The sequence below is a fragment of the Chromatium okenii genome, from assembly GCF_016583745.1.
Lineage (GTDB): Bacteria > Pseudomonadota > Gammaproteobacteria > Chromatiales > Chromatiaceae > Chromatium > Chromatium okenii.
This window is the reverse complement of record NZ_NRRQ01000011.1, coordinates 21,250-38,155: the sequence shown is the minus strand read 5'-3', so window position 1 is coordinate 38,155 and position 16,906 is coordinate 21,250. Positions and strand designations below refer to the sequence as shown.

15 protein-coding genes are annotated in these 16,906 nt (G+C 50.6%); 12 read left to right on the top strand and 3 right to left on the bottom strand.

The window, feature by feature from the left end; genetic code table 11:
* The first annotated feature begins 131 nt into the window (after nt 1-131).
* The 3 genes from CKO12_RS06020 to CKO12_RS06010 are packed head-to-tail and all read left to right on the top strand — an operon-like array spanning nt 132 to nt 1,345.
* Entirely contained in the window at nt 132-536 is a 405-nt protein-coding gene (locus CKO12_RS06020) for an excalibur calcium-binding domain-containing protein (protein ID WP_200153845.1), read from the top strand.
* A 10-nt stretch (nt 537-546) separates the two neighbouring features.
* Nucleotides 547-834 carry a hypothetical protein gene (locus CKO12_RS06015; protein WP_200153844.1) on the top strand — a complete coding sequence of 96 codons (288 nt, stop codon included), beginning with the start codon at nt 547-549 and terminating at the stop codon, nt 832-834.
* 46 nt (nt 835-880) lie between these two features.
* Nucleotides 881-1,345: a DUF29 domain-containing protein gene (locus tag CKO12_RS06010; RefSeq protein WP_242466233.1), complete on the top strand. Its 465-nt coding sequence runs from the start codon at nt 881-883 to the stop codon at nt 1,343-1,345.
* Nucleotides 1,346-1,388: 43 nt separating this feature from the next.
* On the opposite strand, the gene CKO12_RS06005 is transcribed toward CKO12_RS06010, so the two are convergent.
* Complete coding sequence (locus CKO12_RS06005) at nt 1,389-1,778, bottom strand: DUF2750 domain-containing protein (RefSeq protein ID WP_200153842.1); 390 nt, start codon at nt 1,776-1,778, stop codon at nt 1,389-1,391.
* 151 nt (nt 1,779-1,929) lie between these two features.
* On the opposite strand from CKO12_RS06005, the gene CKO12_RS06000 reads away from it, so the two are divergent.
* The 6 genes from CKO12_RS06000 (at nt 1,930) to CKO12_RS05975 (ending at nt 11,903) form a co-directional block, all read left to right on the top strand.
* Nucleotides 1,930-3,039, top strand: a complete 1,110-nt coding sequence (locus CKO12_RS06000) for a glycosyltransferase family 2 protein (protein WP_200153841.1) — start codon at nt 1,930-1,932, stop codon at nt 3,037-3,039.
* 110 nt (nt 3,040-3,149) lie between these two features.
* Nucleotides 3,150-4,229: an alanine racemase gene (gene alr, locus CKO12_RS05995; protein WP_200153840.1), complete on the top strand. Its 1,080-nt coding sequence runs from the start codon at nt 3,150-3,152 to the stop codon at nt 4,227-4,229.
* A gap of 132 nt (nt 4,230-4,361) precedes the next feature.
* Nucleotides 4,362-5,780 (top strand): acetyl-CoA carboxylase biotin carboxylase subunit, encoded by a 1,419-nt coding sequence (locus tag CKO12_RS05990; protein ID WP_200153839.1) that lies wholly within the window; start codon nt 4,362-4,364, stop codon nt 5,778-5,780.
* A gap of 362 nt (nt 5,781-6,142) precedes the next feature.
* Complete coding sequence (locus tag CKO12_RS05985; protein WP_200153838.1) at nt 6,143-8,821, top strand: ATP-binding domain-containing protein; 2,679 nt, start codon at nt 6,143-6,145, stop codon at nt 8,819-8,821.
* A gap of 157 nt (nt 8,822-8,978) precedes the next feature.
* A complete protein-coding gene (oadA, locus tag CKO12_RS05980) occupies nt 8,979-10,799 on the top strand; it encodes a sodium-extruding oxaloacetate decarboxylase subunit alpha (protein ID WP_200153837.1) in 1,821 nt (606 codons plus the stop codon).
* 18 nt (nt 10,800-10,817) lie between these two features.
* Entirely contained in the window at nt 10,818-11,903 is a 1,086-nt protein-coding gene (locus tag CKO12_RS05975) for a TRAP transporter substrate-binding protein (protein ID WP_200153836.1), read from the top strand.
* 25 nt (nt 11,904-11,928) lie between these two features.
* Here CKO12_RS05975 and plsY read toward each other — a convergent pair whose 3' ends face one another.
* Entirely contained in the window at nt 11,929-12,537 is a 609-nt protein-coding gene (gene plsY, locus CKO12_RS05970) for a glycerol-3-phosphate 1-O-acyltransferase PlsY (protein ID WP_200153835.1), read from the bottom strand.
* 87 nt (nt 12,538-12,624) lie between these two features.
* On the opposite strand from plsY, the gene folB reads away from it, so the two are divergent.
* From folB to CKO12_RS05955, 3 genes are all read left to right on the top strand, one after another.
* The gene (folB, locus tag CKO12_RS05965) at nt 12,625-12,978 is read left to right on the top strand and encodes a dihydroneopterin aldolase (RefSeq protein WP_200153834.1); all 354 of its coding nucleotides are present in this window, start codon (nt 12,625-12,627) and stop codon (nt 12,976-12,978) included.
* A gap of 58 nt (nt 12,979-13,036) precedes the next feature.
* Nucleotides 13,037-13,411, top strand: a complete 375-nt coding sequence (locus tag CKO12_RS05960; protein WP_338032706.1) for a DUF2782 domain-containing protein — start codon at nt 13,037-13,039, stop codon at nt 13,409-13,411.
* A gap of 157 nt (nt 13,412-13,568) precedes the next feature.
* On the top strand, nt 13,569-14,924 hold the full coding sequence (locus tag CKO12_RS05955; RefSeq protein WP_338032705.1) for a sensor histidine kinase: 1,356 nt from the start codon (nt 13,569-13,571) through the stop codon (nt 14,922-14,924).
* Between the two features lie 8 nt (nt 14,925-14,932).
* On the opposite strand, the gene dxs is transcribed toward CKO12_RS05955, so the two are convergent.
* On the bottom strand, nt 14,933-16,834 hold the full coding sequence (gene dxs, locus CKO12_RS05950) for a 1-deoxy-D-xylulose-5-phosphate synthase (RefSeq protein ID WP_200153832.1): 1,902 nt from the start codon (nt 16,832-16,834) through the stop codon (nt 14,933-14,935).
* Nucleotides 16,835-16,906 lie beyond the last annotated feature (72 nt).

Genomic DNA, 16,906 nt, shown 5'->3' with positions numbered 1-16,906 from the left:
GTGAAGTAATGCCTTGGCGAATAAAAACCGCTTTATTGCGATGCGTGAGTTTTTTTGATGGCATGGGAATGGGTGAAACGAGCGGGATTTAGTCTGTTGTTTGTTAGACTATACTGAAAAAGGTATTTGATATGAAAAATATAATCGTGATTGCTATTTTTGTGGTTATCGGCTGGTATGGCAGTTTGTTATACCAACAAAACAAATTGCCGTTTTTGCCAAACCTTTCATCTAACCCATCACATACAGCCACAAAATGTATCACCAAAGATGGTGAGGTTATCTATGGCAACATACCTGAGGGAACTGTATGCGAAAAAATAGAGCCAATTGATGGTTCACTAACAATCGTTAACAAACAAGAGAATTCTGATAATCCAGATACTGGAGATTCAAAATTTTGGTGTGACGGCAGAATATACTGCTCTCAAATGAAATCTTGTGAAGAGGCTACTTTTTTTCTAAGAAACTGTCCAAATGTGAAAATGGATGGCAACCATGATGGTATTCCTTGCGAAAGCCAATGGTGCGGATGAGTTAAAGTAATTGAGTCAAGCACCAGTTGGCAACATTTGTTTGGTCGATGGTGAAAAAATAATTAAATCCAACACGATTACTGAACAACTCCATGCTGAGATTGAACAAACACCGGAGCACTATCGCCCGCTGTTGTTGCGTTTGGTGCATTCTTTTCGTGAAGGGATTGAAGAAGATGCGCCTTGGTTAAATGCAGCTGAATCTTTCCGCGAAGGCTGGAAGGATATTAAAGCGGGACAAGTTTATGTAATTGAGACGTTATGGGATGACATTCATATCAAAACTGATAAACGCTAATGGTACTCTATTATTCGGCAGCATTTATTTGTGCGGTGATGAAAAAATGATTAAACCCAACACTATGAATTCATCATATTCTTGCCTGTATGAACAAGACATCGTTGCTTGGGCGAATCAACAAGCCGCAGCACTGCGTACCGGTCACTTCGCGCAGCTTGATCTGGAACATCTTGCCGAGGAAATTGAGGACGTGGGCAAAAGCGAGCAACGCGAGTTAATGAGTCGTATGGCTATTTTAATCGGGCATTTATTGAAATGGTGTTATCAGCCTGAGCGACGCGGTGCCAGTTGGGAATCCACCATCCGCACCCAGCGCGAGGCAATTGCGCGACGATTGCAGCGCACTCCCAGTTTGAAATGTACGCTATTTGATCCTGATTGGTTTGCTGATGCTTGGAGCGACGGGCGTGATTTAGCTGTGCGCGAGACTGGTGTATCCGATCTGCCGAATGATTGCCCTTGGTCAATTGAAATGATCTTCACGTCTACTTGGTTGCCTGAGCAATAATCAGCAGTTCCCCCTTTAAAAAAGTGGAACTGCGTTAAACAATTTACTGCTGTGCTTCTTCAATTAAATCTTCCAAAACCGTCAATGGCTCCAAGACGATACTGGTGCCATCTGGGGCGGGAAATACTGCCACCTGTCGTTGATCTCGCGCCATTCCTTTTAGCCAGCGTTCCTTAAATATCTCCAGCGCCAGCGGTTCGGCGCGACAATCCGCCCAATCTCGATCTACCAGCGCGGTGGCAAATTCCGCAGCGGGCCAAAACGGGAAACACTCGTGACCGTCGTCATCTTTGAAAGCGACAAAGCCATCTGCGCCCTTGAGTGTCCAGACTTGGGCATGAGCGGTCACTTCGCTCAGAAAGAGGGTGTAACGGTCGGCGGCGGATAATTTGAAAGCACTGGCGACGGCGTGAGCGGGCAGCGGTGATGACATGATAGAACCGGCGGGTGAATTGAGAAGCCGGCGATGTTAGCAGTTGCGCGGGCGCTTTGATTCCGCAGCACCGCCATCGGTCAGCTTGATTTGATAGGATCGCCAATTGTGTTTATTTGCCGTCGCTCAGGTTGATTTTATGTCCGCTGCCATGCCATGCCTTTCACCGAATCCGCCCCCCGAATTGGCGCTCATCGTGCCGACGTATAACGAAGCTGCGGCGGTCGCCGAAGTGGTGCGGCGCGTGGCGGCGGTGTTGGACGGAATTGCGTGGGAAATCATCTTTGTAGATGACGATTCGCCAGATGGCACTGCCGAGCGGGTGCGCGAGCTGGCGCGGCACGATGCGCGAGTGCGGCTGATTCAGCGGATTGGGCGGCGCGGGCTGTCATCGGCCTGCATAGAAGGGATGTTGGCGACGACGGCACCGCTGCTGGCGGTGATGGATGGCGATTTGCAGCACGATGAAACGCTGCTGCCGGTGATGTTGGAAACACTGAAAACGGCGGCGCTCGACATCGTGATTGGCAGTCGTTACGTCGCTGGCGGCGGCGTGGGCGGGTGGAATACGCAGCGGCAAAGGATGAGTCGGCTGGCGACGCGCATTGGGCAGCGTTTAATTCGTGCCGAATTACATGATCCGATGAGCGGTTTTTTTATGGTACGCGCCAGCGTTATTCACAATTGTATTCATCGTTTAAGCGGTGTTGGATTCAAAATTTTATTAGATATTTTCTTTGCTGCGCCCACGCCGCTGCGTTTTCAAGAATTGCCGTTTACTTTTCGCCAGCGCGAAACTGGCGCAAGTAAATTAGAAACGGCGGTGCTGTGGGAATATCTATTGATGCTGGCGCAAAAACTGATTGGCACACGCATTCCGGTGCGATTCATTGCTTTTTCATTGATTGGCGGCTTAGGCGTTGCCGTACACATGGCGGTGCTGTGGCCGCTTTTACACTGGTTTGGAACGAGCGCATTTTTAGCGGGGCAAATGGCAGCGACGCTGGTGGCAATGACCAGCAATTTCTTTCTCAATAACATTTTAACTTACCGCGATCAGCGGCTGGTGGGACGGCAATTGCTGTGGGGCTGGTTAAGTTTTGTATTGGTGTGCGGATTAGGCGCGTTAGCAAATGTCGGCATCGCTAATGCGTTATTTCAACAAGGACATTCGGGCTGGTTTTTATCAGCATTAGCGGGAATTTTAGTGGGCGCAGTGTGGAATTATGCCGTGACTGCCGTTTACACTTGGAAAAAATGAGCAATGAATGTCGCTTATTGCTAAATCTTCCAATTTCCTTTTCTAAAAAAGGGCTTTGTGTGCTGTTTTATAAAGCACGATTTTTTACTGACTACTGACAACTCAAAACAATGCCATCCTCTCGTCCACTCCGCGCTCGCATTCATCTGGATGCCATTCGTCACAATTACCGTTACGCCAAACAATTAGCGCCGCATTCAAAAGCATTGGCGGTCGTTAAAGCCAATGCCTACGGGCATGGCGCAATTGCTGTCGCGCAGGCGCTGGCTGACTGCGCTGATGGTTTTGCGGTCGCTTGTATTGATGAAGCAATGGAATTGCGCGAGGCAGGAATCACGCAGCCAATTGTGTTATTGGAAGGCGTCTTTCATGCTAATGAATTGGCGCTGGTGGATCGCGCAGGATTAAGCGTGGTGATTCATTGTCAAGAGCAATTGGCGTGGTTATTAGCAGCGCGTCCAACGCAACAATTTAATTGCTGGATTAAAATTGATTCGGGAATGCACCGAGTTGGTTTTGCGCCATCTGATTTTAATCGCGTTTATGCGGAATTACGCGCCTGTCCGCACGTTGGCGAATTAGTGGCAATCAGTCATTTTGCCCGTGCTGATGAACCGAATTTGCCCTATACGACGCAGCAAATTGCTGTATTTGAACAAGCCTTATCAGGTTTAATCATTCCGCGCAGTTTGGCGAATTCGGCGGCAATTCTCGCGTTCCCAAACGCTCATGCCGAATGGATTCGCCCCGGGCTGATGCTGTATGGCGCTTCACCGTTTGCCGAGGCGCAACCGCTGGCGATGGCGCTGCGCCCGGCGATGACGCTCGAATCAGCGTTGATTTCAGTACGAAATTTGCCAGCCGGTGAGCCGGTTGGTTACGGCGGGAGCTTCGTGTGCGAGCGCCCGACGCGAGTCGGCGTGGTGGCAATTGGGTATGCCGACGGTTATCCGCGCCATGCGCCGACCGGAACGCCGGTGGCGGTGAACGGGCAAGTGACGCGCCTGCTGGGGCGGGTGTCGATGGATATGATTACTGTTGATTTAACTGGAATTATTGACGCCAACGTCGGCGCAACGGTGGAATTATGGGGCACAATAATTGCTGCTAACGCGGTTGCTGCTGCCAGCGCAACGCTTGCTTATCAATTATTTACCGGCATCGGACGACGGGTCGCACATTGTTATTAAATTCACGCGGTGACAGAGAATTCAATTTGCTTTACAGCACTCACTTAATCAGCGATATTGCAGCGCAGCAACACATTTGCGCATTCACCATTAACTGCATGTTCATTCAGTTATTTAAGGGCTTAAACATCAATGCTGCGTAAAATTTTAATCGCCAATCGCGGCGAGATTGCGGTGCGAGTGATTCGCGCCTGCGCCGAAATGGGTATTCGCTCGGCGGCAATTTATGCCGAAGCGGATCGTCATTCACTGCACGTTAAAAAAGCGGATGAAGCCTATAGCCTCGGCAGCGATCCGCTGGCGGGTTATCTCAACGTCCACAACATCGTCAATCTGGCGCTGGCGACGGGCTGCGATGCGGTGCATCCGGGCTACGGGTTTTTGTCAGAAAATCCAGAGCTGGCAAGGGCTTGCGTGCGACGCGGGCTGACATTTATTGGCCCGACTGCCGAGGTGATTGCGCGAATGGGCGACAAAACCGAGGCGCGATTGGCGATGCAAAAAGCGGGCGTTCCGGTCACGCCCGGCAGCCCCGGCAACTTGGAAAATGTTGAGGAGGCACTGCACTGCGCGGCTCAAATCGGTTATCCGGTGATGCTGAAAGCAACATCTGGCGGCGGCGGGCGCGGCATTCGGCGCTGCGATGATGCTGAGGCGCTGCGCCACAATTATGAGCGCGTCATTTCAGAAGCGACTAAAGCGTTTGGACGTGCTGAGGTGTTTTTAGAAAAATGCGTGGTGAATCCGAAGCATATTGAAGTGCAAGTGCTCGCTGATCAGCATGGCAATTGCATTCATTTATACGAGCGCGATTGTTCAATTCAACGCCGCAATCAAAAGTTAATTGAAATCGCGCCCTCGCCGCAAATTGATGAAGCAGAACGGCAATACGTTGGCGGTTTAGCGGTATTAGCAGCGCGAGCAGTTGGTTATACCAACGCGGGAACGATTGAATTTTTACGCGATGTTGATGGGCGTTTTTATTTCATGGAAATGAACACACGCATTCAAGTCGAGCACACCATTACTGAAACGATCACCGGCGTTGATTTAGTGGAGGAACAAATCCGCATTGCGGCTGGTTTACCACTGCGCTTCAAACAGCATGATATTCAACGACGCGGTTTTGCCATTCAATTCCGTATTAATGCGGAAGACCCTAAAAATAACTTTTTACCCAGCTTCGGGCGCATTTCCCGTTATTACGCGCCCGGCGGTCCCGGTGTGCGCACTGATGGCGCAATTTATACCGGTTATACTATTCCGCCTCATTATGATTCGATGCTGGCAAAAGTGATTGTGTGGGCATTAAATTGGGATGATGTGGTCAGTCGGGGTGATCGGGCGCTGCGCGATATTGGCGTTTACGGAGTGAAAACCACCATTCCGTTTTATCAAGAAATTCTGCGTCATCCTGAATTCCGCGCTGGCAATTTCAATACCAGCTTTTTAGAAATGCACCCCGAATTGTTGGAGTATTCAACCAAGCGTCGCCGTGAAGATGTTGCGGCGGTATTAGCGGCGGCAATTGCCGCGCACGCTGGCTTATGAATAGTAGCGGAAAATAGATCACTGACTGCTAAAAAAACCTTTTACGAGCAGTCCTTGTTTGTATCTCTAGCGTATTAGGATTTACGCAGTTGAAAGTTAAGTTGTTGATTTTTATGGAAGTGCGATTGTGCGGCGCACAAACTGACTTCAATAAAATCAAACATTTAGAAATTCAACTGCGTAAATCCTACGTAAAAAATTAAGGAAATAGTAATTTATTCGCTTGCGTCGCTCTAATATGCTATTTTTTGTTTATGTGGCGCGTAAACCTATTTAACCAATGTTTCCTTAAAACTCAGACTTATTCAGTAGTTTGAAGTAAAACTGAGTAGAGTTGCGTGAGTAAATCAGTGGAGAGTTGTATGGACTTAACTACGGGAATCATGCCCGAATTGAAACAAGTTGCTAATGAGTCTCTAACTGTATTTAAAACAGTTGCAGATACTTGTCGGGAGTCACTGGGAGATTCACTTTCTCCTGACCTTGGATCATTTGCTTGTGTTAACACTTTCACAAATTCTACTGCGTCTAATGAACTTAAAAAAATCAGCGACGGATGTAAAGCCAACTACACACATTTGGCTAAAGAACCAGTTCTAGTTCGCGTAACAGGACTGACTGATGAGGGAGAAGAAGAAACCTATTATATTTGCCGTGAGACGCCGCCAACTATAAAAGGGTTTACATGCGCTAGTTATAAATCCCCGATAGGTCGTTTGGCATCTTTAAATGTCGGCGCTGAGGGAAATATCACTACTCCTGAGGGGGGAAAAACGCTTGAAATTATCGAAAAATTTCGTTTTCACCCTTTCTTAGAAAATAACCAATGGGATTCAAGAAATACAGAGGCATATGGTGAAAAATTTAGTGAGTCTGGATACTATCCGATTGAATCACTGAGATCACTGCTTGCGGAAGCAGATAGTATCGAAGAAATTCTCGCAGAAGATCAACTACGTAAAGATATTTTTGAGGGCACTCGTCGCAATATTATTGGTAAAATGGAATTGCGCGATCAGCCTATTCTGGATCAGCACCAAGATGAAATTTTTCGGCTACCCTTGGATGCACGGCTACTCATTCTTGGCTCCCCTGGTACGGGTAAAACAACAACTTTAATCCGGCGGCTTAGTCAAAAACTAGACGAAAAATATCTTAATGAAGATGAAAAAGATATTATTGATTCTGTAAAAACAGAAATTCCACATGCTCAAAATTGGTTGATGTTCACACCTACGGAGTTGCTAAAGCAATATCTTAAAGAGGCTTTTAATCGAGAGCATGTTCCAGCACCTGATAGTAACGTTAAAACTTGGGTTGATTATCGAAAGGCTTTAGCAAGAAATACGCTTGGCATCTTAAAAACAACCAGTTCCAATGCTGGTGGCTATACTCTTAAAGAATCTGCTAAAACCCTAAATGATGAAGTCTTTACTAACTTAGTCGGTTGGTTTGAAGATTTTAATGCGTGGTATCACACAACTCTTTTTGAAGAGTTACATCAATCTGCCGAAAATATAGCCAATAGCCACGATGATAAAATCGCTACTGTTGGGAAACGGTTAATATCCACATTGAAAAAATTTACAAAATGGCAAAATTTACCAAACATTTCAGTGTCTTTCGTTTTAGAAGTGCATCTCGTTCAAAAACACTTAGAGCAAATAAAAGGCAATATCGAAAAAAGAATTGAAGACGCTGTCAAGCATCAACGTAGCAAGAACAGAAATTTTCTCGAAGAACTAGCAGAATTTATCAGTCATCTCAGCCAGAATGAGATTGAAGATCAAGACGATTTTGAAGACCAAGACGATGAAGCGCAGCAACCGCTGACCACGCGAAAACAAGCTCTGGATGTGTATAAATCAGCAGTAAAAGCTCAAGCACGAGCTGTTGTTAATGAGAGTTCTCTCAGAAAAGATACTCGCAATGCAAAAGTGATTCAGTGGTTAGGCAATCGAGGACTGAGTAAAGAAGATTATAAAGTTATAGGCAATAGCTTAGTAATGCAATCAAGTGCTCGGCGTTTTGTAAAACCGATCCTAGCTGACATCCCAAAAAAATATCGTGTTTTTAGAAGGCAAAGACAGCAGGAAAGCCAATGGTATTTCAAGGATGGCTTTACTTCCACAGATTTGCATCCTCTGGAATTAGATACCATTTTGTTAATGATACTCAGAAATGCTAGTGAATTTTTTCTTAACAAGAATATCCTTAGAAACATTGATAAGCCTTCTTTTTCATATTTGAGAGAAATAGAATTTATTTTTCGTAATCAAATTTTTGTTGACGAAGCAACTGATTTTTCTCCTATACAACTTGCCTGTATGGCTAATCTTTCGCACCCGCAAGTGCGTTCTTTTTTTGCTTGTGGAGATTTTAACCAACGACTAACCACTTGGGGTACACGTTCTGAGAAAGAAATACATTGGATTTTTTCAAACACCAATAGAATAATTGATGTTAAAAAAATTAACGTTGCGTATCGGCAAAGCAGCCAACTTAATGAACTGGCTCGATCTGTAATTCTAGCCTTTGGTGGACAAGAACAAGATGTCATTTTACCTAAGTATGTTAATAATGATTGTGTTTCACCTGTGTTACTAGAAAATGCTACAGATCATGCTATTGTAGACTGGTTGGCGTTACGCATTCAAGAAATTGAAAAATTGGTTAAAAAGTTACCCTCTATTGCTATTCTTGTTTGCGATGAAAATGATGTTGAACCACTTGCTAACGAGCTGAACAGCATTTTAGAAGAGGTTAACATTCAGGTTATTGCCTGTCATAAGGGTCAAACTAGAGGACAGGATACGGATGTTCGGGTTTTTGACGTTCAACACATTAAAGGGCTTGAATTTGAGGCTGTCTTTTTTATTGGCATTGATCGCCTTGCACATTTGCAATCACAGCTTTTTGATAAGTATTTGTATGTAGGCGCTACCCGCGCCGCAACTTATTTAGGGATGACTTGCACTGATTCTTTACCTGATGCTATCGTCAGTTTACGTCACTTGTTTGTCAATAATTGGAAAATTTAGAGAATGTTAGTTAAAATTTTCTGTATAATAATTTTTAGTGATATACGGAATAAAAAGCTCTAAAAATCATTGACCTTCAAGCCTAATTTTTTAGTTTTGAATTGGTCAGAATTTTTCTATTTTGCAGATTAGCCCATTTCTTATTAAGAGCGAGACCATGCCGAAAATCAAAATTACTGATGTCGTTTTACGCGACGCCCATCAATCTCTTCATGCCACGCGGATGCGTACTGAAGACATGCTGCCGATTTGCGCCAAATTGGATGCCATTGGCTATTGGTCATTAGAATGTTGGGGCGGCGCAACCTTTGATGCGTGTGTGCGCTTCTTAAAAGAAGACCCGTGGGAACGCTTGCGCCAATTGCGTGAGGCATTACCGAATACGCGCCTACAAATGTTATTGCGTGGGCAAAATTTGCTCGGTTATCGCCATTATTCTGATGACGTGGTGCGGGCATTTATTGCTCGCGCCGCAACGAATGGCATGGATGTTTTTCGTATCTTTGATGCGTTAAATGATTTGCGCAATTTACAAACTGCAATTGAAGCCACCAAAGCGGCAGGTAAACACGCGCAGGGCACCATTTGTTATACCGTCAGTCCAGTGCATAATGTTGCTGGTTTTGTGGCAATGGGACGTGAATTAGCGGCGATGGGTTGTGATTCAATTGCCATTAAAGATATGGCGGGATTATTGACGCCGTATGTGACCGCTGAATTGGTGAAAGCCTTAAAAGATCACGTCGATTTGCCGCTGCATTTACATTCGCACGCGACTTCAGGTTTGGCGGATATGTGCCATTTGAAAGCGATTGAAAATGGCTGCGATGGTTTAGATACGGCAATTTCTTCTATGGCAGGCGGCACTTCGCATCCGCCGACTGAAAGTTTAATTGCTGCGTTGCGTGGTACTGAATACGACACCGGCTTGAATTTAGAAGCAGTGCAAGCAGTGGGGCTGTATTTTTATCAGGTGCGCAAGAAATATCATCAATTCGAGAGTGAATTTACTGGTGTTGATACGCGGGTGCAGGTTAATCAAGTTCCCGGTGGTATGATTTCCAATCTTGCCAATCAATTGAAAGAACAGAATTCACTGGAGCGCATGAGCGCAGTATTGGAAGAAATTCCCCGCGTCCGTAAAGACCTCGGTTATCCGCCACTGGTGACGCCGACTTCGCAAATTGTCGGCACACAAGCGGTGCTAAACGTATTGACTGATCAGCGTTATCAAACCATTACCAACGAAGTGAAGTTGTATTTGCAGGGGCGTTATGGACGTGCGCCAGCGGCTGTGAATCCAACGCTGCAACAACAGGCAATTGGCAATGAAGAGTTAATTGATTGTCGTCCGGCTGATTTATTAAAACCGGAATTGGAACGCTTGCGCCATGAGATTGGTGAATTGGCGCACTCGGATGAAGATATTTTGACTTATGCGATGTTTCCTGAAATCGGGCGCAGCTTTTTGGAACACCGCGCCGCTGGTACTTTGCAGCCAGAAGCGTTAGAACCTTCACCAATTCAAGGAGATGTGCGTACTGCGCCGACAGAATTTAATATCGCGGTGCATGGCGAAACCTATCATGTGAAGGTCACTGGCACCGGTCATAAAAATCAGGCAGATCGACATTTTTATTTCACCATTGATGATGTCCCGGAAGAAGTTGTCGTTGAGACGCTTGATGAAGTGGTATTGACTGGTGGAACGCAGGGCGCAGTAAAAAAAGCGATTGTGGGGCGGCGTCCTAAACCCACGCAACCCGGTCATGTTTCGACGTCAATGCCGGGCAATATCGTGGATGTGTTAATTAAAGAAGGCGACCGTGTGACTGCCGGACAATCGCTATTGGTGACGGAAGCAATGAAGATGGAAACTGAGATTCAAGCGCCAATCAGTGGCACGGTGACGGCGCTGTATGTCATTAAAGGTGATGCAGTCAATCCAGATGAAGTGTTATTAGAAATCACTGCTTAATTTGAATGGGGATTTGTAATGCAACGACGGGATTTTTTGAAAACTGCTGGTATTGGGGCGCTTGCCGCTGGTATTGCCGCACCCGCACTGGCTGCCGCGCCAGCAATGAAATGGCGCATGGCGTCGAGCTTTCCCAAAAGCCTCGATACTATTTATGGCGCAGCGGAAGTATTAGCCAAGCGCGTCGCTGAATTGACGGATGGACGTTTTGAGATTCGCGTATTCGCTGGCGGCGAATTGGTGCCCGCATTCGGCGTGCTCGATGCGGTGCAGCAAAATACCGTCGAATGCGGACACACAGCATCTTATTATTACTACGGTAAAAATAAGGCATTGGCGTTGGAAAGCACTTGGCCATTTGGTCTCAATACGCGCCAGATGACGGCGTGGTTATACGAAGGCGGCGGGATGGCGCTGTTGCGCGAATTGTTTGCCGAATACAACCTCGTGCATTTTCCCGGCGGCAGCACCGGTGCGCAGATGGGCGGCTGGTTTCGTAAAGAAATCAAGTCGTTGGCGGATTTGCAAGGCTTGAAAATCCGCATCCCCGGCTTTGGGGCGGAAATTTTCTCGCGGCTGGGCGCGGTGCCGCAGTCGTTGCCGGGCGGAGAAATTTATCCGGCGCTGGAGCGCGGCGCGATTGATGCGGCAGAGTGGACGGTGCCGTATGACGATGAAAAGCTGGGATTTCAAAAGGTTGCGAAGTATTACTACGCGCCCGGCTGGTGGGAAACCGGCACGCATCTGGTGTTTTATGTGAACAAGGCGCAGTGGGAGGCGTTGCCGCCGCCCTATCAAGCTGCGTTCACCGTCGCCGCGCAGGAAGCGCATCTGCTGATGCTTGCCGCTTACGATGCTAAAAATCCGCCGGCGTTGCAGCGGTTGCTGCAAAACGGCGCGGAATTGCGCCGTTTTCCCGATGATGTGTTGCTCAAAGCCTACGATGTGGCGCAGCAGATTTATGCCGAAGAATCTGCGCAAAATCCGACATTTAAGGCACTTTACGAGTCGATGCGCACCTTCCAACAGCGGTCTGACGTGTGGTGGAACGTCGCCGAATCACCGATGGCGAATTTCATGCAGGCGGTGCGGCGGCGCAAATAACCGCACCGATATGACGGGACGGGCGTTAATCAGGCGAATTCGTTAAACGCCCCTCCTGCCCCGTCAGCAATTTTTGAATGTTGCTGCGATGCCGCCACACCAACAGCCCGCTCATCACCAACTGCATTCCCACCAGCACTCGCACCTCCGTTGGCTCCGGCCACAGCAGCCACACCAGCAACGGCGCTAACGTCATCGAAATCAACGCCGCGAGTGAGGAAATTTTCAGCACCTTGGCGACAAACAGCCAGATCGCCGCCACCGCCAGCCCAATCGACCAGTGCAGCCCAAATTGCACTCCCAGCGCCGTTGCCACACCTTTGCCGCCCTGAAAACCGAAAAACAGCGGATATAGATGACCGAGAAATGCCGCTAAACCAATCGCTGCCAGCGCCAGCGGCCCCACTCCCAGCGCGTGTCCCAACAGCATCGGAATGAGACCTTTGAGGCTATCGCCCACCAGCGTGATGGCGGCTGGCTTTTTGCCGCCAATCCGCAACACGTTGGTGGCACCCGGATTATTGGAACCTTGGGTGCGCGGATCAGGCAGTCGCATTAACCGACACACCACAATCGCGCTGGAAATGGAACCGAGTAAATAAGCAGCAATCACAAGTGCAACACTAATCATCATCATGGTAAGCAATACAAGCAGAATGAAATGTGCGGTAGATTACGCCAAATTAACGGCAATTAAGCAATATCACTTTGGAGCAAAATAATGGACGTAGTTTTTATTCGCGGTGTGCGGATTGACGCGATCATCGGTATTCACGACTGGGAAAAGCAGCAGCGTCGCCCGCTCATTGTTGATCTCGAATTAGCCAGCGACATCGCCCGCGCTGCTGCCACTGATCGGATCGCCGACGCGCTTGATTATGCCGCCGTCACCGCTCGCCTGACGGAATTGGTGATGAACAACCGTTTTGAGCTGGTTGAAACGCTGGCCGAACACTGCGCCGCTCGCCTGCGTGAGGAATTCAACATCGGCTGGCTGCGCCTGACGCTGCACAAACCGGATGCGGTCGGCGCGGGCGTGGATGTCGGCGTGGTGATTGAGCGCGGCAGCCGTTGATGCGCCCGTCTGACCGAGTTTGGCTTTACCATGACTGATCTTTTTTAATGAGATCACGGTGATTTCTTTGCGCAATCGTATTTTGTTCACTGTCCTTTTCGCGCTGACCAGCGCCAACGCTGCCGCCCAATCCGACGCTGCGGCACCGGATGATGCTGCAACCACTGGCGGTGGTTTTCTCCAAGCGCCGAGCGTTGAGCCGTCGCCGCTGACCGATGACGCGGTAGAGCCGGACATCACCATCACCGAATCTGGCGCCACGACCGTGTATGAATATCGGGTACGCGGGGCGCTTTATATGATTCGCGTCCAGCCGCAGGTCGGGCCGGCATACTATTTTTATGACGTGAACGGCGATGGCACCATCGACGCGCAAGAACGTTCTGCTCGCAATACCGCTGTCCCGCAATGGGAATTGCTCCATTGGAACTGAGCGGCATTATTGGATTGTCAAGACCCGAAAAAAGTTGGCGGTTGTCAGTAAAAAGCACGGTTATCACCGATAACTGACAACGCAATCAATCGCTTATATCGCAACCGCGTCACTCCTCGTCTTGATAAAAAAAGAAAATCTAATGCAGCACCGCTCATTGCGCCTCCGTCTCTGGCTCGGCGCGATTGTCTCCATCAGCATCGCGCTGACCGTCGCCGCCTTCGGCTTGATCACGCTGTTTGAACATCACGTTGAACGGCGCATCGACGCCGAACTCCGTTTGCAGCTCAACCAACTCGCAGCCGCGCTCGTGGTTGCCAGCGACGGCAGCGTCAGTCTCAGCAGCGAACCGGCTGATCCGCGTTTTTCCCAACCGTTGAGCGGGCTGTATTGGCAAATCGACAGCGCCACCACGCCGGGGCTGCTGCGTTCGCGCTCGCTGTGGGACACGCAGCTCCAACTGCCTGCCGATCCACTCGCCCCCGGCGGAGTTCACGCGCATCTCCTCGCCGGTCCGGGTCAACAACCAGTGCTGGTGCGCGAGCGCCAAGTGCGGCTGCACACCGCCACCGCCCAACCGCTGCGCCTCGCGGTGGCACTGCATCGCGCCGAATTAACTGCGGCTCGCGCTGACTTCGCTGCCGATATGCAGCCTTATCTCGCCTTGATCGTCATCGTGTTGTTGCTGGCGACGCTGGCGCAGATTCACACAGGATTGGCTCCGCTGGAAGCGGTGCGGCGCGGCGTGGGCGCAATCCGCTCCGGTCAAGCACCGCGCCTTGCCGATCACTATCCGCTGGAGGTGATGCCGCTGGTGAGCGAAGTGAACGCGCTACTCGCCGCCCGCGCCGAAGCGATTGAACGCGCTCGCGTCTGGACTGCCGATCTTGCGCACGGACTGAAAACGCCGCTCACGGCGCTGGCAGCAGATGCGCAGCGGCTGCGTGAGCAGGGACATCCGGCGCTGGCAGATGATTTGGAGCAGTTGGCAACGGCGATGCGCCGCCGCGTTGACCGGGAATTGATCCGGGCGCGAGTGCGTTCTGGCACCGCTCGCCATGAGGCGCGGGTGGAAGTGGGCAGCGCGATTGCCCGTCTGCTGCGGGTGTTGCAGCGCACTCCGGAGGGCGAACGCTTGGCTTGGCAGGTGGAGATGCCGCTGGAAGTGCAGGTGGCGCTGATGCCGGATGATTTGCTGGATTTGCTGGGCAATCTGCTGGAAAACGCGGCGAAATGGGCGCGATCAAGTGTGACGGTGACGGTAACGACGGATGCGGAATGGCTCGATATTGCGGTCAGCGATGACGGCGCGGGCGTCGCTGCCGCACAGTTGCCGCGTCTCGGTGAACGCGGACTGCGCCTCGATCAGCATAAAGAAGGGTCGGGCTTGGGCTTGGCGATTGTGCGCGACATCGTGGATGCCTACGGCGGCGCGGTGACATTTGAAGCCGCAGATGCGGGTGGTTTGCTGGCGCGGGTGCGATTGCCAGTCGCGCCCCGCGAGATGGAATGATGGGTGAATTACTGCGCTGCCGCTCGCGCTAATTCAGCCTGCACGCTGGCGATGATGCCGTCGGCATTCAAACCGCAACTCGCCAATTGATCGGCGTGTTCGGCGTGTTCGATATAACGATCTGGCAAGCCCAGATGAATGCAGCGCACCACGATGCCGTGCGCGGATAACAGCTCCGCCACACCGCTGCCCGCTCCGCCTGCAATCGCGTTTTCCTCCAGCGTCACCAGCACCGCGTGGCGCTGCGCCAGCGCCACAATCAGCTCGGCATCCAGCGGTTTGACAAACCGCATATTCGCCACTGTCGCGTTCAGCGTTTCCGCTGCCGCCAGCGCCGCTGTCACCAAACTGCCGAATGCCAGCAATGCGACCTGTTGCCCGTCGCGGATGATTTCGCCACGTCCCAGCGGCAGTGCTGGCGCGTGAGGATCAATCTCGACGCCGGGGCCGCCGCCGCGTGGATAACGCACCATTGCTGGGCCTTCATATTCAAAGGCGGTTTTCAGCATCTGCCGACATTCGTTTTCATTCGACGGCGCGAGAATCACCAGATTCGGAATCGGGCGGCTAAAACTCAGATCAAAGCTGCCGGCATGAGTTGCGCCATCAGGGCCGACTAAACCGCCGCGATCCACCGCAAAGGTCACGTCAAGATTTTGCAGGCACACGTCGTGAATCATCTGGTCATAAGCGCGTTGCAAAAAGCTCGAATAAATCGCCACCACCGGCTTGAGACCTTCACACGCCATGCCCGCTGCGAGCGTGACGGCGTGTTGCTCGGCGATGCCGACATCAAAAAACCGACTCGGAAAACGTTTGGCAAAATTGGTCAGCCCTGAGCCTTCGCACATCGCGGGCGTGATGCCCATCAGCCGCGCATCAGTCGCCGCCGCATCGCACAGCCAACTGCCAAAAATCTGGGTGTAACTCGGCCCGGTCGCCGTGCTTTTGCGCAGTTCACCGGTGCGGCAATTAAACGGGGTGACGCCGTGATAGAGCGTGGGTTCGCGCAGTGCTGGCTCGTAACCGCGCCCTTTTTGAGTGACGACGTGCAGCAGCCGTTGCCCGCGCATGTCTTTGACATTGCGCAGCGTGTTCACCACCGAATCGAGATCGTGACCGTCGATGGGGCCGATGTAATTGAAGCCGAGTTCTTCAAACAACGTGCTCGGCATCAACATGCCTTTGACGTGCTCTTCCCAGCGTCCAACCAGATCGCGCAACTGCGGCAAGCCCGCCAGCGCGGTTTTACTGCCTTCGCGGACGGTGGTGTAAATCTTGCCGGACAGCAGTCGCGCCAGATGATCGCTGATCGCGCCGACGGGCGGCGAAATCGACATTTCGTTGTCGTTGAGGATGACGACCAGATCAATATCCATCGACCCGGCGTGGTTGAGCGCCTCAAATGCCATGCCTGCGCCGAGAGCGCCATCGCCGATGATGGCAACGACGGTGCGCCGTTCGCCGCGCATTTTGGCTGCCAGCGCCATGCCCAAGGCGGCGCTGATCGAAGTGCTGGAATGCCCGACGCCAAAGCTGTCATAAGCACTTTCGCTGCGTTTGGGGAAGCCAGATGGCCCATCTTTTTGGCGCAGACAGGTCATTTGATCGCGGCGACCAGTGAGGATTTTGTGCGGATAGGCTTGATGCCCCACGTCCCAGACCAGCCGGTCGCGGGGCGTGTCAAACACATAATGCAAAGCGATGGTTAATTCGACCACGCCGAGACCGGCAGCGAGATGTCCGCCGGTTTGGGAAACGCATTCAATTAAGAAATTGCGCAAATCGGTGGCGAGTTCCGGCAGTTGCTGCTGCGGCAGGGCGCGTAAATCAGCGGGACTGTCGATGGCATTTAGGAGCTGGTGTCGGGATGCGGCGACACCAAAATCACTCAGGGTGCGGTGTGGCATGGTGAAATTTGGTCTATTTTTTGACGGCTTTGTAGTTTAGACCAAATCGGCGGCAGGTTGCCGGTTGGCGGG